This window comes from Thauera phenylacetica B4P, from assembly GCF_000310225.1.
In the GTDB taxonomy this organism is placed as follows: Bacteria; Pseudomonadota; Gammaproteobacteria; order Burkholderiales; family Rhodocyclaceae; genus Thauera; species Thauera phenylacetica.
This window is the reverse complement of sequence record NZ_AMXF01000017.1, coordinates 1-22,666: the sequence shown is the minus strand read 5'-3', so window position 1 is coordinate 22,666 and position 22,666 is coordinate 1. Positions and strand designations below refer to the sequence as shown.

General features: G+C 66.8%; 19 protein-coding genes and 1 pseudogene. 4 read left to right on the top strand and 16 right to left on the bottom strand.

Translation table 11 applies throughout. The features are described from left to right. Positions 1 to 92: 92 nt before the first annotated feature. The 11 genes from C667_RS04575 to C667_RS04530 form a co-directional block, all read right to left on the bottom strand. Positions 93 to 2,441: a heavy metal translocating P-type ATPase gene (locus tag C667_RS04575; protein ID WP_039920779.1), complete on the bottom strand. Its 2,349-nt coding sequence runs from the start codon at positions 2,439 to 2,441 to the stop codon at positions 93 to 95. Between the two features lie 24 nt (positions 2,442 to 2,465). Then, positions 2,466 to 2,864, bottom strand: a complete 399-nt coding sequence (locus tag C667_RS04570) for a c-type cytochrome (protein ID WP_004265696.1) — start codon at positions 2,862 to 2,864, stop codon at positions 2,466 to 2,468. Between the two features lies 1 nt (position 2,865). Further along, positions 2,866 to 3,114 carry a DUF2933 domain-containing protein gene (locus C667_RS24780; RefSeq protein ID WP_012586265.1) on the bottom strand — a complete coding sequence of 83 codons (249 nt, stop codon included), beginning with the start codon at positions 3,112 to 3,114 and terminating at the stop codon, positions 2,866 to 2,868. A 242-nt stretch (positions 3,115 to 3,356) separates the two neighbouring features. After that, positions 3,357 to 6,596 carry an efflux RND transporter permease subunit gene (locus C667_RS04565; protein WP_281054835.1) on the bottom strand — a complete coding sequence of 1,080 codons (3,240 nt, stop codon included), beginning with the start codon at positions 6,594 to 6,596 and terminating at the stop codon, positions 3,357 to 3,359. Between the two features lies 1 nt (position 6,597). After that, entirely contained in the window at positions 6,598 to 8,136 is a 1,539-nt protein-coding gene (locus C667_RS04560; RefSeq protein ID WP_004357706.1) for an efflux RND transporter periplasmic adaptor subunit, read from the bottom strand. 14 nt (positions 8,137 to 8,150) lie between these two features. Next, entirely contained in the window at positions 8,151 to 9,398 is a 1,248-nt protein-coding gene (locus C667_RS04555) for a TolC family protein (protein WP_083881269.1), read from the bottom strand. Positions 9,399 to 9,592: 194 nt separating this feature from the next. Then, a complete protein-coding gene (locus C667_RS04550) occupies positions 9,593 to 9,940 on the bottom strand; it encodes a copper-binding protein (RefSeq protein WP_004357704.1) in 348 nt (115 codons plus the stop codon). A 102-nt stretch (positions 9,941 to 10,042) separates the two neighbouring features. After that, complete coding sequence (locus tag C667_RS04545) at positions 10,043 to 10,543, bottom strand: cupredoxin domain-containing protein (protein ID WP_002943419.1); 501 nt, start codon at positions 10,541 to 10,543, stop codon at positions 10,043 to 10,045. A 73-nt stretch (positions 10,544 to 10,616) separates the two neighbouring features. Further along, entirely contained in the window at positions 10,617 to 12,020 is a 1,404-nt protein-coding gene (locus C667_RS04540; RefSeq protein WP_004357703.1) for a multicopper oxidase family protein, read from the bottom strand. A 17-nt stretch (positions 12,021 to 12,037) separates the two neighbouring features. Beyond that, complete coding sequence (locus tag C667_RS04535) at positions 12,038 to 13,450, bottom strand: TolC family protein (protein ID WP_039920777.1); 1,413 nt, start codon at positions 13,448 to 13,450, stop codon at positions 12,038 to 12,040. A 383-nt stretch (positions 13,451 to 13,833) separates the two neighbouring features. Beyond that, positions 13,834 to 14,283 (bottom strand): hypothetical protein, encoded by a 450-nt coding sequence (locus C667_RS04530; protein ID WP_004357701.1) that lies wholly within the window; start codon positions 14,281 to 14,283, stop codon positions 13,834 to 13,836. Positions 14,284 to 14,469: 186 nt separating this feature from the next. Between C667_RS04530 and C667_RS04525 the strand changes: the two genes are divergently transcribed. The 3 genes from C667_RS04525 (at position 14,470) to C667_RS04515 (ending at position 17,116) form a co-directional block, all read left to right on the top strand. Continuing rightward, the gene (locus tag C667_RS04525; protein ID WP_002943434.1) at positions 14,470 to 15,150 is read left to right on the top strand and encodes a heavy metal response regulator transcription factor; all 681 of its coding nucleotides are present in this window, start codon (positions 14,470 to 14,472) and stop codon (positions 15,148 to 15,150) included. A 2-nt stretch (positions 15,151 to 15,152) separates the two neighbouring features. Further along, a complete protein-coding gene (locus C667_RS04520) occupies positions 15,153 to 16,556 on the top strand; it encodes a heavy metal sensor histidine kinase (RefSeq protein ID WP_004357698.1) in 1,404 nt (467 codons plus the stop codon). Positions 16,557 to 16,672: 116 nt separating this feature from the next. Next, a complete protein-coding gene (locus tag C667_RS04515) occupies positions 16,673 to 17,116 on the top strand; it encodes a DUF411 domain-containing protein (protein ID WP_002943438.1) in 444 nt (147 codons plus the stop codon). Between the two features lie 183 nt (positions 17,117 to 17,299). Here C667_RS04515 and C667_RS04510 read toward each other — a convergent pair whose 3' ends face one another. Then, positions 17,300 to 18,115: an NYN domain-containing protein gene (locus tag C667_RS04510; protein ID WP_004357697.1), complete on the bottom strand. Its 816-nt coding sequence runs from the start codon at positions 18,113 to 18,115 to the stop codon at positions 17,300 to 17,302. Positions 18,116 to 18,253: 138 nt separating this feature from the next. Between C667_RS04510 and C667_RS04505 the strand changes: the two genes are divergently transcribed. Beyond that, on the top strand, positions 18,254 to 18,904 hold the full coding sequence (locus tag C667_RS04505; RefSeq protein ID WP_004357696.1) for a hypothetical protein: 651 nt from the start codon (positions 18,254 to 18,256) through the stop codon (positions 18,902 to 18,904). Positions 18,905 to 18,977: 73 nt separating this feature from the next. Here the strand turns inward: C667_RS04505 and C667_RS04500 are convergent, their stop codons facing one another. The 4 genes and pseudogenes from C667_RS04500 to C667_RS04485 all read right to left on the bottom strand — a co-directional run. Then, the gene (locus C667_RS04500) at positions 18,978 to 19,550 is read right to left on the bottom strand and encodes a hypothetical protein (RefSeq protein WP_004357695.1); all 573 of its coding nucleotides are present in this window, start codon (positions 19,548 to 19,550) and stop codon (positions 18,978 to 18,980) included. A 171-nt stretch (positions 19,551 to 19,721) separates the two neighbouring features. Beyond that, on the bottom strand, positions 19,722 to 20,957 hold the full coding sequence (gene alr, locus C667_RS04495) for an alanine racemase (RefSeq protein ID WP_004357694.1): 1,236 nt from the start codon (positions 20,955 to 20,957) through the stop codon (positions 19,722 to 19,724). A 240-nt stretch (positions 20,958 to 21,197) separates the two neighbouring features. After that, positions 21,198 to 22,445, bottom strand: a complete 1,248-nt coding sequence (locus C667_RS04490) for a toxic anion resistance protein (RefSeq protein WP_004357693.1) — start codon at positions 22,443 to 22,445, stop codon at positions 21,198 to 21,200. A 16-nt stretch (positions 22,446 to 22,461) separates the two neighbouring features. Further along, positions 22,462 to 22,666, bottom strand: a pseudogene (locus tag C667_RS04485) (cobyrinic acid a,c-diamide synthase); the annotation flags it as partial.

Here is a 22,666-nt window from a genome sequence, read left to right as displayed (position 1 = left end):
CGACACGCTGACGCCGGCATGCCTCCCAACGAACGAAGTACCCGTCACGCAGTTCGTCTGCCCAGCTTTCCGTGCGGGCGGATTGAGGTCGATCAGATCCTTTTCCGTCCGAGGCGCAACGCGTTGCCGACCACGGACGCCGAACTGAAGCTCATCGCCAGGGCGGCAATCAGCGGTGAAAGAAGCAGCCCGAACGCTGGATAGAGCACCCCGGCTGCGATCGGCACACCCGCTGCGTTGTACAGGAAGGCGAACACGAGGTTCTGGTGCATGTTGCGCACGGTGGCGACGGAGATGCTGCGTGCGGTGGCGATGCCCCGGAGATCACCCTTGACCAAAGTCAGATGGGCACTGTTCATCGCGACGTCGGTCCCCGTGCCCATCGCGATACCCACATTCGCGCGCGCGAGCGCCGGCGCGTCGTTGATGCCGTCGCCGGCCATGGCGACGATGTGCCCCTCGGCCTGCAGTCTTCCGACCAGATCGTTCTTGTCGGCGGGCTTCACTTCGCCATACACCTCGTCGATGCCCAGGCGGGCACCGACCGCGCGCGCCGTGGTGAGGCCATCGCCCGTGGCCATGATGATCCTGAGCCCGCTCGCCCGCAGCGCATCGAGCGCTTCCGGGGTCGAAGCCTTGATCGGGTCGGCAACGGCGATGAGGCCGACGAGCACGCCCTCTGCGGCGAGGTACATCACGCTTGCGCCCTCAAGGCGCAGAGCCTCGGCGCGTTCCGCGAGCCCGCGCCAATCGATGCGCTCATCGTCCATCAGGGCGGTGTTCCCCAGAACCACACGTTGGCCATCGACTGTACCGCGCACGCCGATGCCGGAAGAGGATTCGAAGGTGTCCGGTGTGCTGAGCGCCAGACCGCGCGCGCGGGCCTCGGTCACGATGGCCTGGGCGAGTGGGTGCTCGCTGCCCTGATCGAGGCTGGCTGCGATGCGAAGCACGTCGGCCTCCGTCCCGCCCGGCGCCGCCACCACACTATGGAAGGCGGGGCGCCCTTCGGTCAGGGTGCCGGTCTTGTCCACGATCAGGGTGTCGACCTTGCGCAGCGACTCGATCGCCGCCGCATCGCGAAACAGCACGCCCTGGGTGGCTGCCTTGCCGGTCGCGACCATCACCGACATCGGCGTGGCCAGGCCCAATGCGCAGGGGCAGGCGATGATCAGCACCGCCACCGCGTTGATGAGGCCGTAGGCCCAGCTCGGCTGGGGTCCGAAGAGTCCCCACACCACGAACGTGGTGAGGGCGATGAGCACGACGACGATGACGAACCAGCCCGCGACGACATCCGCCAGGCGTTGCATCGGCGCGCGCGAACGCTGAGCCTGCGCGACCATCTGCACGATCTGCGACAGCATGGTCTGTGCGCCGATCTTCTCGGCGACCATGACCAGCGCTCCACTGGTGTTGAGCGTGGCGCCGATCACCTTGTCCCCGGGGCGCTTGGTCACCGGGATCGGCTCGCCGGTCAGCATCGATTCATCGACCGCGCTTTCGCCTTCGTCAACGGAACCATCGACGGGCACCTTTTCGCCCGGACGAATGCGCAACCGGTCGCCAGGATGGACGTGGGTCAGCGGGATATCCTCTTCGGTGCCATCCGCGCGAATGCGCCGCGCGGTCTTGGGCGCGAGGCCGAGCAGCGCCTTGATCGCGGCGCCGGTCTCCGAGCGCGCCTTCAGCTCCAGCACCTGGCCGAGCAGCGTCAGCGAGATGATCACCGCTGCTGCCTCGAAATACACCGCCACGTGTTCGCCCATGCGGAAAGAGGCCGGAAACACTTCGGGCGCAACCGTAGCGACGACGCTATATAGATAGGCCGCCCCAACTCCCAGTCCAATCAGCGTCCACATGTTCGGGCTGCGGTTGCCGATCGACTGCGCGCAGCGCACGAAGAACGGCCAACCGGACCAGAGCACGACCGGTGTCGCCAGGGCCAGCTCGACCCAGGGGCGCGCCGCACCCAGCATCGGATCGAAGACGCCACCGGACATGGCGATCGCGGTGACGATCACCGTCAGCGGCAGCGTCCACCAGAAGCGGCGGCGGAAATCGACGAGCTCGGGATTGTCCTCATCCTCAAGACCCGGCATCACCGGCTCGAGTGTCATACCGCATTTCGGGCAGGTGCCCGGTCCAATCTGGCGGATCTCCGGATGCATCGGGCAGGTGTACTCCGTGCCGGGCACCGGTGCGGGTTCCGTTGAAGGCTGACTTGTCTCCGGTGCCAGATACCGCGCCGGATCAGTCTCGAACTTGCCTTGGCACTTCGCACTGCAGAACCGGTATTCGTGTCCGGCGTGAATGACCCGATACGGAGAGTCGGGCTTTACCGTCATGCCGCAGACCGGATCGGTGTCATTGCCTGTCGATGCATGATCGTGGCGATGAGTGTGGCCGGAATGGCCACCCTGCGAATGTTCGTGGGTCATGATGCTTCTCCCCGGCGTTTGTTGTTATCGAATGCCGACCTTGCGCTGTTCACCACGGATGAATGCCGTGACATGAGCGACCTCGTCCGACGTCAGGCCGGGAACAGGTGCCATGTCGCCGAACTGCCAGTGGTGGGCGCGCACACCGTTCGCTACCGCCAACTGAAAGGCGATATCGGCGTGATGACTGGGTTCGTAGACCTTATGGAGCATGGGCGGCCCCTTGTCCGAGCCCTTGAGGTCGGTCCCATGGCAAGCGGCACAGTGCTGTGCGTAGAGTCCCTTTCCTTGCGCCGGATTGGGCATCAGCCCCGGAGAGGGCTGCGGGATCTTCCAGCCTTGCGCCGCTGCGCTCGAAATCAAGACGCCCGAAAGCGCCGCGATGACGACGCCACGGCCAAGGCACGCCCCTGTCATCGACATCTCAGCGCTTCTCCGAATCGGTGTCGTTGCTGCGGTGCCCGCCGTGATGTCCTCCATGGCCAAACAGGTGCATCAGGGGACACAGCAACAGGATCAGATACACCCAGTTGCCCGACACATGCGCCCAGTGTTCGCGCAACAGGAAGAACAGTGCGATCGCCGCCAGCATCAGGCCGGCGATGACGCCGGGGGAGCGATACCAGGCGACAGATCGAGGGAGTCCAGGATCATGAGCAGGCTTTGTGTTCATGGCTTCATACCTTGCGGGTCGGCGAATGGCGAACGGCTGCGGGCGGCTTCGAGCAGCACGGCGAGAGCGGGGCATCCCGGTGGGCTCGCTCGTTCTCGCGACACCAATTCCTGAAGGATTGCCAGAGGGATTTCAGCCACGCAAGCATCGCACTGCTCCTCGTCACGTTCAGCGGCAGCCTCGGGAACGGGGCCTTGGAAACAGGCTACGCCCCCGATGCTGTCGCGCCGCTGACCGGTGCATTACAAATTCGACACCGTGACCAGCGCCTGCGCGGGTGCTGTCTTGGCGCTGCGGCGCAACTCCCACTGCTTGACCAGCGCATACAGCGCTGGAATCACCGCCAACGTCAGCACCGTCGAGGACACCATGCCGCCGACCATCGGCGCGGCGATGCGGCTCATGACCTCGGCGCCGGTACCGGTGCTCCACATGATCGGCAACAGGCCGGCCATGATCGCGACCACGGTCATCATCTTCGGGCGCACACGCTCGACTGCGCCTTCCATGATCGCCTCGTACAGATCGGCGACGCCGGCCTCGCGGCCTTCACCCTGGCAGCGCACCTGCACCTCGCGCCAGGCGTGGTCGAGGTAGATCAGCATGATCACGCCCGTCTCCGCCGCCACCCCTGCCAAGGCGATGAAGCCCACCGCCACCGCCACGCTCATCTGGTAGCCCAGCCACCACATCAGCCACACCCCGCCGACCAGCGCGAAGGGCACCGACAGCATCACGATCAGGGTCTCGGTCAGGCGCCGGAAGTTCAGGTAGAGCAGCACGAAGATGAGCGCCAGCGTCACCGGCACCACGATCTTCATCTTCTCCTTGGCGCGCTCCATGTTCTCGAACTGGCCGCTCCAAGTGGCGTAGTAGCCCTGCGGGAACTCGACTTCCTCGGCCACCGCCTGCTGCGCGCGTTTGACGAAGGCGCCGAGGTCGGCTTCGCGCGTGTCGACATACACATAGGCCGCCAGCAGCGCGTTCTCGGTGCGGATGGCGGGCGCGCCGCGCGTCAGCTTCACCTCGGCCACCTGGCCGAGCGGGATCGGGCCGTTCATGGTCGGCACGAAGACGTCGGAGGCGAGCCGCACCGGGTCGTCGCGCAGGCCGCGCGCGTAGCGCACCGACACGCCGTAGCGCTCCAGGCCCTCGACCGTGGTCGTCACCATCTCGCCGCCGAGCGCGGTGGCGATCACGTCCTGCAGCATGTCGATGGTGAGTCCGTAGCGCGCGAGCTGGTCGCGGCGCGGCACGATGTCCACGTAGTAGCCGCCCGCCACGCGCTCGGCGTAGGCGCTGCTCGCGCCGGGTACCTTGCGCACGGCAGCTTCCACCGCCTGCGCCACCTTCTCCAGCGTCTCCAGGTCCTTGCCGAACACCTTGACCCCCACCGGGGTGCGAATGCCGGTGCTGAGCATGTCGATGCGCGCCTTGATCGGCATCGTCCACGAGTTGGCGAGGCCGGGGAACTTGAGCGCGGCGTCCATCTCGGCAATGAGCTTGTCGGTGGTCATGCCCGGGCGCCACTGGTCCTGGGGCTTGAGGTTGATGACGGTCTCGAACATCTCGAGCGGCGCCGGGTCGGTCGCGGTGTTGGCGCGGCCGGCCTTGCCATAGACCGACGCCACCTCGGGGAAGGTCTTGATGATGCGGTTGGTGGTCGCGAGCAGGCGCCCGGCCTCGGTCACCGACATGCCCGGCAGCGCCGCCGGCATGTAGAACAGCGTGCCTTCGTTGAGCGTCGGCATGAACTCCGAGCCGATCTGGCGCGCCGGTACGATGGTGGCGGCCATCGCCAGCACCGCGAGCAGCAGCGTCACCAGCTTGAAGCGCAGCACGCCCTGGATGATCGGCCGGTAGAGCCAGATCAGCAGCCGGTTCACCGGGTTCTTCGCCTCGGGCAGGATGCGCCCGCGCACGAAGAACAGCATCAGCACCGGCACCAGGGTCACCGACAGCAGCGCGGCGCCGGCCATGGCGAAGGTCTTGGTGAAGGCGAGCGGCGAGAACAGCCGGCCCTCCTGGCCTTCGAGTGCGAACACCGGCAGGAAGGACACGGTGATGATCAGCAGCGAGAAGAACAGCGCCGGCCCGACCTCCTTGCACGCGAGCACGATCGCGGCGCCGCGCGCCTTCTGGTCCGCCCCTGCGGGCAGCCGCTCGATGTGCTTGTGCGCGTTCTCGATCATCACGATCGCGGCATCGACCATCGCCCCGATCGCGATCGCGATGCCGCCCAGGCTCATGATGTTCGAGCCCAGGCCGAGCGAGCCCATGGCGATGAAGGCGAACAGGATGCCGAGCGGCAGCGTGATGATGGCCACCAGCGCGCTCCTCACATGGAGCAGGAAGATCACGCACACCGCGGCGACGATCAGGCTCTCCTCGAGCAGCGTCCATTTCAGGTTGCCGATCGCGCGCTCGATCAGTTCGGAGCGGTCGTACACCGGCACGATCTCGGCGCCTGCCGGCAGGCCGGGCGTGATCTCGGCGATCTTGGCCTTGACGTTGGCGATCACGTCGAGTGCGTTCTGGCCGAAGCGCGCCATCACGATGCCCGAGGCCACCTCGCCCTCGCCGTTCAGCTCGGCAATGCCGCGCCGCTCGGCCGGCACCAGCTCGACGCGGGCCACGTCGCCTACGCGCACCGGCGTGCCGCGCTCGGCCTTGAGCACGATGTCGGCGATGTCCTGCACGCTTTGCAGGTAACCCCGGCCGCGCACCATGTATTCCTTCTCGGCGAGCTCCACCACCCGGCCGCCGACGTCGCGGTTGGAGGCGCGGATCGCCTGCGTGACCTGGTCGAGCGTGATGCCGTAGCCGGCGAGGCGCAGCGGATCGACGGTGACCTGGTACTCGCGCACGAAGCCGCCCAGGCTCGCCACCTCGGACACGCCCTGCGCCTTGGTGAGCTGGTAGCGCACGTACCAGTCCTGCAGGCTGCGGGTGTCGGCGAGGCTCATGTCCTTGCCCAGCACCGCGTATTGATAGACCCAGCCCACGCCGGTCGCGTCCGGCCCGATCTGCGGCGCCACGCCCTGCGGCAGGCGGCTGGCGGCGGTGCTCAGGTACTCGAGCACGCGCGAACGTGCCCAGTAGATGTCGGTGCCGTCCTCGAAGATCACGTACACATAGGACGCGCCGAACATCGAGAAGCCGCGCACCACCTTCGCGCGCGGCACCGCCAGCATCGAGGTGGTGAGCGGATAGGTGACCTGGTCCTCGACCACCTGCGGCGCCTGCCCGGGGTAGTCGGTGTAGACGATCACCTGCACGTCGGACAGGTCGGGCAGCGCGTCGAGCGGCGTGTGCTTGACCGCATACACGCCACCCCCGATCAGGAACAGCGTGGCCAGCAGTACCAGGAAGACGTTGCGCGCCGACCAGTCGATGACGCGGTCGAGCAGGCCGGGTGCTGCCGGTCTGGCTGCCGCGTCGGTTGGCACGACGTTCGAAGAGTCTGTCACAGGGGCATGCATCTCAGTGCCCCCCGTGACCGCCGGCGCTCGGTGCAGGCGCAGTGCCTGCAACCGGCTCGATCCCGGTGATGATGTACTCGCCTGGCTCACCCGCCTCGAAGACGAACCGCACCGGCGAGCCTGGGGCGATGCTCTTCACCAGCGCCGGATCGGCAATCATGAAGTCCATGGTCATCGCCGGCCACTGGAGGGCCGGGATCTCGCCATGCGTCATCGTCACGCTGCCGCCTTCGGCGTCGAGTGCATCGAACGTCCCTTGCGCTTCGTAACGGGTCGGGCTCGCTTGGGACTGATCGCCGGCATCGGGCTCGACCAAGTTGGAGAGTGCCGCCTTGAGCTGGCTTTCCGAGTCGATCAGGAAGTTGGCTGACACCACGACGCGATCGCCCGTCGCCACGCCTTCGAGCACCTCGACCACCTCGCGGCCGCGCTCGCCCAGCTTCACCGGCTGCGGCTTGAAGCGCCCTTCGCCGAGCGCAATCAGCACGACCCGCCGTTCGCCATCGTCGATGATCGCCGAGCTCGGCACCACCGTCCTCGGGCTGGCGTCGCCCGCCGCGAGCGAGACCTGAGCAAACATCCCGGGGCGCAGCAGGCCTTGCGCGTTGTCCAGTTCCAGGCGCACCCGGGTGCTGCGCGTGGCCGGGTCGAGCGTGGGATACAGGTAGTCGACGCGCGCCGCGAAGCTGCGCCCGGGCCAGGCGTCGAGCGTGATCTGCGCACCCTGGCCAACCTGCACGCGGGCGAGGTCCTGCTCATAGACGTCGGCGATGATCCACACCCGGGACAGGTCCGCGATGCGGAACAGCGCCTCGCCCGGCATGAAGCGCCCGCCTTCGACCGCCATCTTCTCCAACACGACGCCGCTCGCCGGGGCGTGGAAGACCTGGCGCGCACCGGCCTGGCCGGCGACCTGCAGGTTGCGCAGGCGCGCGCGCGTCGCCTCGGCCAGGCGGCGGGCGGATTCGCTCGCCAGCGCATCATGGGCCGCGCTCTGGCTGGCCAGGCGCTCGGCGATGCGCAGCTCCTCGCCGGTCGATTGCAACTCGGGGCTGTAGGCGGTGAACAGCGGCTGGCCCTTCTTCACCACGTCGCCCACGGCATTCACATGCAGGCGCTCGATCCAGCCCTCGAAGCGCGGTGCCACCACCACCTGCCTGCGCTCGTCGAGCTCAATCCGGCCGCTCGCGCGCACCGCCGAATCCACGGCGCGCACTTCAACCTCGGCAGTCTTCACCCCCAGGGTCTGGATGCGCGCGGGGCTGACCACCACTGCGCCACTGTCGTCCGGCTTGTCGTCGGCATAGACGGGGATGTAGTCCATGCCCATCGAATCCTTCTTCGGCACGGGCGAGGTGTCGGGCAGGCCCATCGGGTTGCGGTAGTAGAGGATCTTGCGTTCGCCGTCGGCCGGGGCTGCGCTATCGCTTTGCGCCTGGCTTTCGGTGATCAGCGGAACTGGATTTCCAGCATTTTGCAGGTGCGCAATCCAGTACCCCGCACCTATGGCAATCGCCACGCCCACAGCGATCGCCGTCATTCGAACGGCTGAGCTCACTTCAGATCCCCTGTCAGTTTCTTGATTTCTGTCAGCGCCAGGCGCGTGTCGAGCTCGGTCTTCAAGCGTTGAGTCCGGATGTCGATGAGCTGGCGCTCGGCTTCGATCACGCTGTCGAAGTCGACCGTGCCGCTGCTGAGCGCGGCCTGACTTGCATCCCGGGTGGCCTGGGCCTGCGGCAGCAACGCATGTTCGAGCAGGCGCAAGGTCTCGCGGCCTTGCGCATACATCGACCAGGCAATACCGAGCTCGCCGGTCGCGCGCGCGCGGGCGTCCTCCCGCCGCGCCTCGGCCGCCATCAGCATGTACTCGGCTTCGCGCTCCCTGGCGCGACGGCTGGACTGCTGCAGCGGGATCATCACCTCGAACATCACGTCCCAGGACGCCTTGCCTTCATCCGGGCGGTTGTTGCGCACGCCAACGGCGAAGTCCGGCAAGCGGTCCTGATACGTTCGTTCGCGCTCGGCACGTGCCACGTCGATGCCGTAGGCGGCGGCATTCACGTCCGGGTTGGCACTGGCCGCCGCCTCAAAAAGGGCGCCCGCCTCCAGCTGCTCGGGCAAGGGGGCTGGATCTGCGGGTGCGGCGAGCGGCGCATCATGCGCCCGGCCGAGCAGGCCGTTGAGCCCCGCTGCCAGGCCCTTGCGCCGCTGTTCGACCTCCACGAGCGCGAGGCGCTGGGCAGTGATTTCGCGCTGCATGCGCAGCACCGCCTGCTGCGGCAGCAGACCCAACTCGTAACGGGCCAGGCTGAGTTCCTCCAGGCTTTTCAGCAAGGTCAAGCCCTCGCGGTTGAGGACGAGTTCGCGGTCGGCGGCGTAGTAGCGCAACCACAGCGTCTCGATCTTTGCCGCGAGCTCAGCCCAGGAGGTATCGCGCATCGCATCAGCCTGGGTCGCCTGGGCTTCGGCGGCCTTCACCGCCAGCTCGCGCTTGCCCCACCCGGGTAGCGGCTGGGTGATGCGGTAGCGGGTCTCGCCCACCTGGCCGGGCAGCAACGACGCCGAGCGCCCGCTCATGGTGTTGGTGGCGTCCATCAGCTCGACCTCGAACGTCGGGTCGGGCAGCGCACCGGCGGGCGTCACGCGCTCCTGCGCTGCGGACGCTTCCGCGCGGGCAGCGGCAAAGCCGGGGTTGCTGTGGCGCGCATATTCAATCAGCGCCTGGGGGCTCGAGCCGAGCGTTGGAGTGTCGGGCGAACCCTGTGTCCAGGCACTGCCACTTCCCAGCGTGAGCGCGACCACCAGTGCAAGCGCTGCAGGACGTAGCAGGTGAGATGAGGGTACTGCGAACGGGGATTTCATCGAGAAACGATTCCGGCAGGCGGTGAAGTGCATGCGCAGGCCCTTCGCCACCCGCCTCGTCGTTCAGCCACTCAGTGGGGCATCCCCACGGCTGGCCGGTCAGAGTGGAACGCGACGCACCTGCGGGATAGGCGTCACTGGGCGGGCTCGAGAGACGTCACGGTCAGCGCACCGCCGACCTTCTCGACCGCGAACCGGATCTTGTCGCCCGCCTTGACCTGATCAAGCATGCCCGGCTCGGCCGCGCGGAACACCATGGTCATCGCCGGCATGCCGAGCGACTCCAGGGGGCCATGGGCAATGGTCAGCTTGCCAGCCGACTTGTCGATCTTCTTGACCGTGCCCTCGGCCAGCTTGGCGTTGGCTTCGGCCGGGGCACTCGCCCCGCCGTGATGTGCATCGTGATCGGCCTGTGCGAACGCAAGCGGGGCGCCGCCGCCGAGCAAGGCCAGGAGCGCAGTGGTGATGAGGGTCTTTTTCATGATGGGCTTCTCCAAGGGTTCAAATTCTGTGTGAGTTCGAGAGTGAGCACGATTATGCGAAGCGCTCACCAACGGGACGCTGACGCACGGATTACATTTCTGTCAGCCGACCTTGATCGTGCCGATCATGCCGGCCTGGAAGTGGCCGGGAATCAGGCAGGCGAACTGGAAGTCCCCCGCACGGTTGAAGTGCCAGATCATTTCTCCGCGCCCACCTGGCGCGACATGCGACATCCACGGTTCGTCATGTTCCATCTCCGGGAAGCGCTGCATCATCTCCGCGTGCTCGGCAAGCGTCTTGGGCGTACCGACCACCATCTCGTGCATCACCGCGCCTCGATTTTCGTGGGTGAATCGGATCGTCTCGCCCAGACGCACCTCGATGCGGTCCGGAACGAAGCGCATCTCATCGGTCATCACGATGGCGATCGCGCGCGAGACGGCTTTCGCGTCCCCCGCAATCCCCCATTGCTGCTGCTCCTTGGGGGTATCGGACGCTGCTTTGTCGGCATGTTCGGCATTGCCATGGGCGAACGTGCTGCGGTGAACGGCAAGCACACCGGCGGCAAGGCTGGTGGCCAGAAATCGACGACGACTTTTCATGGGGATCTCCATCTCTCTGTTGGGTGAGGCTTCATTTGTGCCGGGGTTTGCGCCGATTGCACGGCGTTCGACCTCAATGACCTTGATGGCGAGTGGGTTTGCGTACGGCCATCTCGACAGGCGGTCCGCCCGCTGTACGCGGCATGCTCGAGGCGCCCGCCGCGTCGCCGCGAGCGGGTTCAGGCAGCGCTGCGCCCGCCCACTCGTAGGCCACCGTCCCCTTGGGATGCCTGAACCAGCCCGGGTCGCGGTAGTCGCCCGGCTTCTGCTCGCGGCGCACCTTGAGCACGGTGAACATGCCGCCCATCTCCACCGCGCCGAACGGGCCCTGGCCGGTCATCATCGGCAGCGTGTTGTCGGGCAGCGGCATCTCCATCTCGCCCATGTCGGCCATGCCGCGCTCGCCCATCAGCATGTAGTCGGGCACCAGCTTCTGGATGTCCTCGACCAGGCCGCGATGATCGACGCCGATCATGGTCGGCACGTCGTGCCCCATCGCGTTCATCGTGTGGTGCGACTTGTGGCAGTGCATCGCCCAGTCGCCCTCCTCGTCGGCGATGAACTCGATCTGGCGCATCTGACCGACGGCCACGTCGGTGGTGACCTCGGGCCAGCGCGACTCGGGGCGCGTCGGGCCGCCGTCGGTGCCGGTCACCTGGAATTCGTGGCCGTGGATGTGGATCGGGTGGTTGGTCATGGTCAGGTTGCCGATGCGCACCCGCACGCGGTCGCCCTTCCTGACGTTGAGCGAATCGATGCCGGGGAAGGCGCGGCTGTTCCAGGTCCACAGGTTGAACTCGAGCATGGTGTTGATCTTGGGCACGTAGCTGCCCGGCTCGATGTCGTAGGCGTTGAGCAGGAAGCAAAAGTCGCGATCCACGCGCGCGATGTGCGGATGTGGTTCGCGCGGGTGCGTGACCCAGAAGCCCATCATGCCCATCGCCATCTGCACCATCTCGTCGGCGTGCGGGTGGTACATGAAGGTGCCGGGGCGGCGGGCGATGAATTCGTAGACGAAGGTCTTGCCCGGCGGGATCTGCGGCTGGTTGAGGCCGCCCACCCCGTCCATGCCGTTGGGCAGGCGCTGGCCATGCCAGTGGATGGTGGTGTGCTCGGGCAGACGGTTGGTGACGAAGATGCGCACGCGGTCGCCCTCGACGACCTCGATCGTCGGCCCGGGCGACTGGCCGTTATAGCCCCAGAGCCGCGCCACCATGCCGGGGGCGATCTCGCGCTCGACGGGTTCGGCGACGAGGTGGAACTCCTTCACCCCAGCGTTCATGCGCCAGGGCGCCGTCCAGCCGTTGAGCGTGACGACCGGGTCGTACGGGCGGCCTGTGGGCGGGGTCAGCGGGGCCGCCGTGGCTGCGCTGGTCTGAATTACGGGCTCGGGCAGCGCAGCGAGCGCGGCGCGGTTGACGGTTCCGGCAGCGGCCAGCAGGCCTGCCCCGGCGAGAAAGCTGCGTCGGGTGGTCATGATCGTCTCCGGACAGGTCAGTGGCCAGCGCCGGCTTCTGCCGGCGATGCGCTTGATTGAAGGCTGATCGGTGCGATCGGCTGGCCGAGCAGGCTGGCCTTGAGCGCGGCCTCGGCGCGCCAGAAGTCGCGTTCGGCTTCGATCGCCTGCACCACGCTGGCCGACTGAGCGCGGGCAGCGGCAAGCAGCTCGAACACACCGATCAGCATCCCGTTGTACTGGAGCACCGACTCTTCGGTAATGTTCTGACGCAGTGGAACCACCTCGCTGCGGTAGTGGCGCGCGAGGTCGTATGCACTGCGGTAGCCCTCGTAGGCCACGCGGACCTGGGAGCTGGCGTTATTGGCAACCTCGAGGGTGCGGTTGAAGGCCGAGAGATAGCGGGCCTCACTGCCGGCGCGGGCCGCATCGCCGAAGTCGAACAGGGGCAGCGGCAGTTCGACTTCGAAGCCGCGCTGCGACGACTCGCCGGTCTCGCTGTTGCGCACGCCGGCCACATGCAGGCCGTTGACCACGCTGGTCACCTGCGTGAGGCCCAGGCTCTTCGCCGTACGCTCGAGGTCGGTACGGGCGATGCGCACATCGAGCCGGTTGTCGAGCAGCGCCGCGCCGGCGGTCGCTTCATCGATCGGCGCCTCGGGCAAGGCCGGCAACTGATCCGGTAGGCGTAGCGCCTGCGCCTGGCTCGGGGTCAGCCCCAAGCGCTGGATCAGCGCCTCGCGCGCGGCGGTGGCGTTCTGACGGGCGCGGATCAGGTTGGCCGTCTCCTCGGCGGCCAGCGCCTGCTCGCGGGCGCGCTGCAGGCGGCTGAAGTTGCCCGTGGCCTGCATCCGACGCGCGAGTTCGGCAGCGGTACCAGCGGCCGTGGCCACTTCCTCCCGGTAGTGCGCGACCTGTCGCGCCGCGACCGCATCGACCCAGGCCTGGCGCACCTCCGTGACGGTGCTCAACAGCGCAATCGAAGACTGCAGCCGGGTCTGCTGCTGGCGGAACTCGGCCTGCTCCAGCCGTGCAGGCAGGAACAGCAGGTCGAACAGCGAGATGCCGAGCGAACGGCCGATGTCGAGTTCGCGCCCCTCGGCGCCCGAGCGAAACAACCGCTCGAAGGTGAACACCGGATTGCCGATGCGAGCGGAACCGGTCGCATCCGCCGAGGCCACGGCGGCTTCCGCCAGCAGGGACTGGAAGGCCGGGCTGTAGCCGAGCGCGATGCGCACCGCGTCGTCAATTGCGAGCGGCTGGGCCAGCAGCCGATCGACCTCGGTGCGCATCGCCTCGCGCTCGGGGTCCGAGCGCAGCCAGCGCACCTCGCTGCCCGTCTGCTCGCGCGCAAAGCGCTCAACCTCGGCGAAGTTCTCATCGATCGCAACGCTGGCACACCCGGTCAGCACGGTAGCAGCCAGCAAGGATATGGGGAGACTGCCTCTCATCGCTCGCCCCCTTTCGACGACGGCGCGAGGTGGCCCATGTGCCCGCCCAGGCGTCTGGCCTCGTCGTTGGCATCCTTCCACGACCGCAGGGGCTCATCGACACGGTAGGGCCGATATTCGTTCAGGGGCGAGCGATAGACCGGAAGGGGCTGAGGCTTGGGTTGCTCACTCGCTGGGGCAGTCTGGGTCGCGCCGAGCGCGGGGTCAGCGGGGCTTGATGGCGAGGAGGACTCGGCCTGCGCGCCCGACACGAGCGCCACGGCGACGGCCAATCCTCCACCGAGGTGGATGATTCGTCTCTGCATGGGGAATGTCTCTTTGTTGGTCTTGTGTTGAACCGGACGCAGAGCGACCGACGAACTCGCCGCTCCGCGTCTCAATGCTCAGTTGGGCATCGCCGGCTTGGCGGCCGGGTGCATCTTCATCATGTTCTGCATCATGCCCATGTGCTCTTGCATCATCTTCATGTGCTCCTGCATGAGCTTGGGATCCATCATCATGCCGCCCATGGGTCCAGCCCCGGGTCCAGGGCCACTACCCTTCATCATCGGACCAGCCCCCACCTGCCCCCCCATCATCGGGCAACCAGCGGGGGTGCCCTGCGATGCAGCCTCCAGGGCCTTGACCTGCTCTTCCATCAGGGCCATGCGACGTTCCGGGTTGGTCTCGGCACGGATCGACTTCATACGTTCCTGAAGCGCGGGGACACTCGCTGCGGGCGGCCAGGCCTGCGCCGGATCGGTCGTCTGAGCGACGACCGGGCTGCCATGCAGGGCTGCAGCCAGAGCGACGACGGGCATGAGCCCGGCGAGACGGTACAAACGCAGTTTCATGATCGATCTCCCATTGTTTGCGGGGTTCCGTCGCGGTACGGAACGCTGTGCCACGCAGAGCATCTTGCGCCCGCTTGCCTGTCGTCGGCCTGACCCGGAAATTACATTTCTGTAAGCCCGGGCGTTATCCAGCACCCCGGGAGCAAAATCGGTCACAGGCCGCACGAAGCGCGTAGGAGCAAAACAATGAAAATTCTGATCGTCGAAGACGAAGTGAAGACCGGCGACTACCTCCGCCAGGGGCTCACCGAAGCCGGGTTCGTCGTCGACCTTGCAAGAGATGGCCTCGATGGGCTCCACCTCGCCCTTAACGGTGACTACGACCTGGTCGTGCTCGACGTGATGCTGCCAAGGCTGGACGGCTGGGGCATCCTGCAAACACTGCGTCGCAGCAGTCGTGAGACCCCCGTGTTGTTCCTGACTGCCCGTGACCAAGTTGAGGATCGGGTCCGTGGTCTTGAGCTCGGCGCCGACGATTACCTGGTCAAGCCCTTCGCGTTTTCCGAGTTTCTCGCGCGCGTTCGCACGCTGCTGCGCAGGGGAAGAAACCACGAACCGGAGACCCTGCGCTCAGCGAACCTGGAGCTCGATTTGCTTCGCCGCCGGGTGAACCGATGCGGGCAGCGCATCGATCTGACCGCCAAGGAGTTTGCCTTGCTTGAACTGCTCCTGCGACGCAAGGGTGAAGTATTGCCCCGCTCACTCATCGCTTCGCAGGTGTGGGACATGAACTTCGACAGCGACACGAACGTGATCGAAGTTGCCGTACGCAGGTTGCGCGTAAAGGTCGACGACCCCTTTGAGCCGAAGCTGATCCACACCGTGCGGGGTATGGGCTACGTGCTTGAGGCGATGGAGCCGATCTGACGATGATCCGCATTCACTCGCTGACGGCGAGACTGGCAACACTATTTGCCGTCCTCGCTGCGAGCCTGCTTGTGCTGGCAGCGATGCTCTTTGGGCGCATGTTGGACATGCATTTCCAGGAGCTGGACATGCACGAGTTGCAGGGCAAGGTCACGCTCATCCGCAACGCGCTGCAAAGTGTTGATGCGACTGGGGGGCGATCGGAACGCATTGAGGCGCTCGAACGCTCCTTCGTTGGACATGAAAGTGTCGGTGTCCTGGTTCGCGACGTCGAGGGACGCGTCCTGTACATCATCCATCCCGAGCATTTCACCGCCTCCCAGCGGGCAGGCGAACCCCTTTCACGCGCGTTAACCGACTGGACCGTGGATGAGCGCCCCCATCGAGGGCTCGAGGTCAGCATCGCGCTACCGAGCCTTGGGGCGAAGGAGCAGACGATCGAGGCGCTGGTCGCAGTGGATCTGTCGCATCACGTCCACTTCCTCGCGTCGGTACGTCATGCAACTTGGGCGGGCGTCTTCGTCGCTGCCTTGGCGGCGGCGCTATTCGGCTGGTTTGCTGCGCACCGGGGCCTCGCCCCCCTGCGTCGGGTCACCGAAACTGCCCGTCGGCTGTCGGCAAGGCAACTCGGCCAGCGTCTCGCCATCGATGATGCGCCGCTGGAAGTGCGCGACCACGTCGAAGCCTTCAATGGCATGCTCGCTCGGCTCGAAGCCGCTTTCCAGCGGCTCGGCGATTATTCGGCGGATATAGCCCACGAACTGCGTACGCCGATCTCGAACCTGATGACCCAGACCCAGGTCGCGCTGTCGCGGCCGCGCACGCTCGACGAATACCAGGACATCCTGGCCTCGAACCTCGAGGAATACGAGCGCATCGCGCGCATGGTCAGCGACATGCTGTTCCTCGCCAAGGCCGACGAGAACACCCTCGCGCACGCGGGCGAGGCGATCGACCTGGCCCGCGAGGCAGACGCACTGATCGACTTCTACGAGGCGCTGGCCGACGAGCGCCAGGTCCGCATCGTGCGCCAGGGCCAAGCGAGCGTTCAGGGTGATCGCCTGATGCTGCGGCGCGCGCTGTCGAACCTGATCTCGAATGCGCTTCGTCACACACCGAAAGAGGGGCAGATCACGATCAGGATTGACGCGGACGCAGCCGGCGTCCGTCTCGCCGTCTCTAATGTCGGCGACCCGATACCCGCCGATCAGATCGAACGGATCTTCGAACGCTTCCATCGCGGTAGCGCCCAGCGCGAATCTCGCGGTGAAGGCGCAGGGCTCGGACTCGCGATCACGCGTTCCATCGTCCAGGCCCACGGGGGTCACATCACTGCGCGCTCCGCTGAAGGTGTCACCTGCTTCACGATAACCTTGCCTCGCAATGAAGCCTCATCGCCTTCCTGATCCTGCAAAGTCGACCGGGGTCCCGGCTGTCTGACGGAAATGTAATTTTGAGGTCAGCTTCCCGTTGGGCTCAAAGTGCCAAACTATGCCTCGACGCCATCAACCGGAAGACGAACATGAAGACGAAAACTTTGCTCGGCGGGCTCGTGGCAAGCCTGATGATCGTGAGCGGCGCAGCGTTTGCGCAGGGGCCCGTACGCGTAGAGGTCTACAAGAGCGCTTATTGCGGGTGCTGCGGGAAATGGGTCGAGCACCTGAGAAAGAACGGCTTCGATGTCGTGACGAAAGACGTCGATGATGTCCCCGCAGCCCGCAAGGCACTGGGCATGCCGGACCAATACGGCTCGTGTCACACGGCCAAGGTAGGTTCCTACTCCGTCGAGGGGCACGTCCCTGCGGACGACATCCGCCGGCTTCTCGCCGAGTCCCCAAAGGCAATCGGACTGGCTACGCCAGGCATGCCGCAGGGGTCGCCCGGCATGGAGACCTCGACCCCGCAACCCTATGAGACGCTTCTGGTCGGGCTTGACGGAAGCGCGAGGGTTTTTGCCCGACACTGACGGCAGAGCTGGTGAGTATCGACTTTATGAGCGCAGTGCCGGCCGATTTACGAACCACGCTGGCCTCAGCTCGCTCTAGGGCTGGTTTCGGATCTCACCGGTCGCTCGAATGACGACTCTGCTACTACCATGTGTGGCAGCAAATGGCCGAATGTGTGAGTCCGCGTTGAACACCTCCACCCTCTACCGTTTGTTCTTCGCCCGAATATAAAGCACCTTGCTCGTCCCACCCGGCGCGCCCCGCTCTTCGGTCACGAACAGATCCTCCCGCCCTCGTACCAGATCAGACAGCTTCTTGTACCCGTGAAGCCGCGAATCGAAATCCGGCTGGATTTTCTGCAGATAGCTGCCGAATGTCCCGAGGTGAGCCCATCCGGAATCGTCTGCCGATTTCTCGAGCGCTTCCATCAGAAAGTCGGTCGGAAAAGCCGGGCGCGCGAGCGCGCTAGCCGACGCCGGGGTCGCCTCGGGGGCCTCGACCGCGGGCGATGATCCGTTCGCCGACGCAGTGGCTTCAGCCGCAGCAGCCGGCTTGCGCAGCACTTCGGTGAAGATGAACTTGTGGCAGGCGTTGCGGAATGCCTCGGGCGTTTTCTGCTCGCCGAATCCATAGACCAGCAGGCCTTCTTCCCGCAGACGCACGGCCAGGCCGGTGAAGTCGCTGTCGCTGGTCACCAGGCAGTAGCCATCGAAGCGGCGTGTGTACAGCAGATCCATCGCGTCGATGATCATGGTGCTGTCGGTCGCGTTCTTGCCCGTCGTGTAGGCGAACTGCTGGACGGGCTTGATCGAGTAGCGATTCAGGACCTTCTTCCACGATGCGCTGGTGGGCGAGGTGAAGTCGCCGTAGATCCGCCGGACCGTGGCTTCGCCGAAACGCGCGACCTCCTCGAGCAGGCCCTCGATGACCCCGGCCTGCGCGTTATCCGCGTCGATGAGGACGGCGAGACGTTTGGCGGGTTCTTCGGCCTCGACCCGGACGACTGTTTTCGGCTGCATGGATCACCTATCGAATTCGACTATGCGCCGAGTATAGACGGCGCACGCCTGCTTCCGGGCACCCCCTCGATGTGCAAAGCTTCGCCCTACCGCCGCGATTCTCTGGCGGCGCCCCGGAATCCCGCATGGACCGCAAGCATGACCACACTGACCCACGCCCAGCGCCGCACCACCTGCATCCACGAAGCCGGCCATGCGGTGGCGTTCGCGCTCGGCGGCGTATCGGTCCATCGGCTGGCGGTCGCCGACGAAGGCGCCGAGGCCTGGCGCACCGACATCCGCAACGGACGCATGTGCACCGGCCTGTGGGGACTGTGCGAGAAGGCGGACCTGGTGCTGCCGCGGCAATTCCTGCGCTGGCTGATGAACGAGGGCTGCCTGCACCCGGACGGCCGGGGCCACCCTCAGTTACTGCAGCGCCCCGAGGGGCGGGCGCAGGTGGAAGGCTTCAGCGCGCGGCTGCAGCGCGAGATCCGCGCGCAGATGGTGGGCCTGATGGCCGGGCCGGCGGCCGAGCAAATCTTCACGGGCGAGGCGGTGCACCTGTACCCGGCGGGCGAGTTCGATGAAGTGCGGCAGGCGGAGGATCTGTCCTGGCTGCTGCCGGCGCGCGACGCGTTTCAACACGCAGCGGCGCTGACGGTGCGCACCTTGCAGCGGCCGGATGTATGGGCCGCGGTCGAGCGTGTAGCGGGCGAACTCGAGCGTGCGGGCACGCTCACCCACCGCCTGCGCGGGCTGCTGCCCGCCGCCCTGCCCGACTGGCCGCCCGGCGGCGCCGCGGTGTAGCACGGCGGCCTGGGAAATAGGGGACAGACCGCGATTTTCTGTCAGCCTGATGGCCGGGTGGCTGGAGTCGTTATCAATACGTGCCCAGCTTGATCCTCTGCTCGGCAAGCAGCAGGCTCTCCTCGCCTTCCTTGGTCGCCTTGTACACAGCCTTCACATCCGCCACGTAAGTGTTGCCGCGCCCGCCAGAACACGGGGGAAGGTAGCCCGGTGAGGCATATTGCCCGGTTGAACGTGCTTTCGCTTCGATGAAGCTGCCCTGGACGCCCAGATCGGCCGTTTCGCCCGGTACGGAAGGCAGGACTGCGCTACCTGCTCCCTTGATCCAGTAGCCGATCTTGCCGTGGCCACCTCCCGAGGACAGCGGACCGAAACTGAGGTCGTTGAATTCCACGATGATCGCGTTTGCGCCCCCAGGGATCTTCCCGACTTTCAGCGCGGGCGTTTGCCCTTTACCGCCGAACATCTGGCAATGCTGTCCGGCCGGGATGGTGTTTCCGGTCCACGCAGGGTCGGCAAAGCTCACTTCCAGTGCGGGCAGGCGCTCCGATATCGGCTTGTAGCCGCCACCCGATACGCATCCGGCAATCAACGGCAGGGCAGAGACGATCAGGGCCGCGGAGATGGGCGAGACATTCGAGAGCATGACACTCCTCCTATTGTGTGGGACGAACTTACTCGCAAGGAAATAAAGGACAGACCCCGATTTCCTGCAGGGGCGGCGCTTCCTGAACGAGCTGCTGCAGGGGTTCCTGCACGACCGAAACGGCGGCGCGCAGGTCACGGCGGACCGCATCGGTCCGCCGCTTGTCCGTGCTCAGCGCGCGCGCTTGACGATCTTGGGGTTGGAGTTGCCCCACACGGTGTAGAGGTCGGCCAGCAGCGCGCCGTTGGCGTCTTCCAGCTCGCCCTGCGTGACCTCCGCCTCGCCCTGGCGGCCGAACAGCACCACCTCGTCACCCGGCTTGACGCCGGGGATGTCGGTGACGTCGATCATCGTGGTGTTCATCGACACCTTGCCCACCACCGGCGCGCGCCGGCCATTGACCACCACGTGCGCCTTGTTGGTGAACACGCGGCGGTAGCCGTCGGAATAGCCCATCGGCAGGTTGGCGAGCAGGGAGTCGCGCTCCAGGGTGTAGGTGGCGTCGTAGCCCACCTGGTTGCCGGCCGGGTAGTTGTTGACCGAGGCGACACGCGTGCGGAAGGACATCACCTTCTTGTACTCGGTGTAGCTGGGGATGGTGTCCCCGTAAATGATCCCGCCCGGTCGCACCATGTCGAGCCGGCTCTCCGGCACTTCGAGCGTGGCGAAGGAGTTGGCCGCGTGCAGGATCAGCTTGCTGCGATCGAGCTTGCCTTCGTCGATCAGCCACGCCGCCTGCTTGTTGAACTCGGCGAGGTCCTTGCGCATCTCGTCGGCGTCTTCGTGCGCGAAGTGGGTCATGATGCCGACGAGCTGCAGGCCCTGCAGGGTCAGCAGCGCGCGCGCCTCGACACGGCCCTCGTCGGTCGCCACCTCAAGGCCGTTGCGGCTCATGCCGCCGGCGTTGAGGCCGAGGTGGTAGCGCAGGGTGCGACCCTCGGCGCGGGCGGCCTCCGCGGCGAGGCGGGCGGCCTCGACGTCGCCGAAGAGCTCCTCCATGTCGTGCTGGAAGCCGTCGCGCACCTCGACGAGGGTGGCGCTGCGCACGCGCATGATGCGGCCCTTGTAGCCGCTCGCGCGCACCACGCGGGCTTCCTCGTTGCTGGTGATGCCGACGCAGGGGATGCCCGCGGCGATCACCGAGGGCATGAGGTTGGCGATGCCGTGGCCGTAGGCGTCGGCCTTCATGATCGCGCAGATCTGCGACTTGCCGTCGAGCAGCGCCTGCAGGGTGCGGATGTTGTGATCGAAGGCGGCCTGGTCGATCTCGATCCAGGCGTTGGCGGTCTGGTAGGCGGTGCTGGCGGTGTCCAGCCCGGTGACGGGCAGCGGCGGTGCGGCCTGGGCGGGGACGGAGAGACACGCGACGAGCGCCGCGGCCAGGGCGGTGAGGGTGGGGTTGTTCAAAAAGGACTCCTTGAGCGGCTGGATTGCGCCCGCCGCGCCGGTTACGGCCGGACGGGGGTCGCGGCGACCGGGGGCGGGCTTCGATGTTGTATAGGTCGGGACCGGCCCCGTTCATGTCGAACGGGAGCCCTCTCCATGAAAAGAGGAAGTCCAGACCAGCCGATCGTAATACCGCCCGGCCGTCCTCGCCATCAGGGTTTCCGGCCGCTGCGGCGCAGGCACGCCGCCGCCGCAGCGGTCTCAGCGCCGGCCTTGCGCCTCGCCGAGCGGCGTTTCGCCATCCGCCCGTCGGCCCTCGTCCATGCGCCGGATCGCCTCCTGGCCCTGGTGGGCGAGGCCGGCGAGGCGGTCGATCTGGGCGTCGAGCTTGGGCAGGGCCTCGCGGCGGTAGCGCGAGAGGTCGTCGATGGCGCCGAGCACATCGCCGAAGGCCTGTTCGAGCTGGCCCATGTCGAGCATGGACGAGGACGCGCGGGTCTGGATGTCCACGCCCTGGGTGCGCAGCGCCTGCGCGGTGCCGGCGATGAGCGCGGAGGTGGTCTGGTTGAGCGCGGCGACGCGGTCGAGCACCAGGCGCTGGTTGGCCAGGCCGAGCGCCACGGTGACGGCGACGTTGAGCGCCGACACCGTGACGTTGATCGCGCGGTCCACGCCGCGCACCAGCTCGCGGTTGTTGCGGATGACGACCTCGAGCGCGAGCACGCCCTGCTGGCTCACCGCCACCTGCTGCTGCAGGTCGACGATGCGCTGGCGCAGCGGGAAGAGGAGTTCCTCCTCGACGAAGGCGCGGCGCGGCGCGGGCAGGCTGGCAGAGGCGGCCTCTCGGGCGAGGCGGCGGTCGATCATGCGACCGAGTTCGACCTGGCGTTCGAGTTGGGCGAGGATGGCGCGCAGGGATTGCTGGTCGTCGGCGAGGGTGAGGTTGTCGCGGCGCAGCATGTCGGCGCCACCCTGCAGGTCGCCGATGATGGCGTCGAGCGCGTCCTGCGCCTTCTCGTACTTCTGGAAGTAGCGCTGCATCGGCTTGCCGACGCCGGGGATGAAGGACAGCGCGCGCGACAGACCTTCGCCGCTCAGCTTCTGGCGGGCGGGGTCGAGGTCCTGCATCTTGTCGCGCAGTGCGATGAGCGCCTGCGCCACCGGGCCGCCTTCGTCGCCCTGGTGGGCGAGCTTGCGGATCGGCGCCTGCAGCATCTCGCTGCGCCACGCGGCCTGGCGCTGCAGCTCGATGCCCATGGTGTCGACCGCCTCGCGCTGGCGCTGCAGCGCCTCCTCGCCGGCGGCGAGCGCGTCGCGCACGAAGGCGTCGGCGAGCGGGGCGAGCTCGGCGTCCTCGGCCGGCTCGGCGTCCTGCGGCGGCAGGGTCTCGCGCGCGATGTCCTCGATCGGCGGCAGCGACAGGCCCGAGCGCGGGCGCCCGCCTCCGCCCAGGTCACCCTCGGGGGCGTGGGGAAGGATACGGAGAAGGGATCGCAGCGGCAGGCTCATCGGGGGCATCCTCGGTTCATTGCTGGCGGCCGTAGAGGCCGGCGCGCTCGGCGAAGCGGCGCAGCTCCTGCAGGGCCTGTTCGGTGGCGCCGGCGGGCTGGCCGCGGCCGGTGTCGATGCGCGCCACCGCGACCGCGACGTGGTCGAGCGCAGTCAGCGCCGCCTCGTTGCCGGCGGCGATCTCGCCGAGGCGGCGCTCGGTCTCGTCGGCGAGCGCGAGG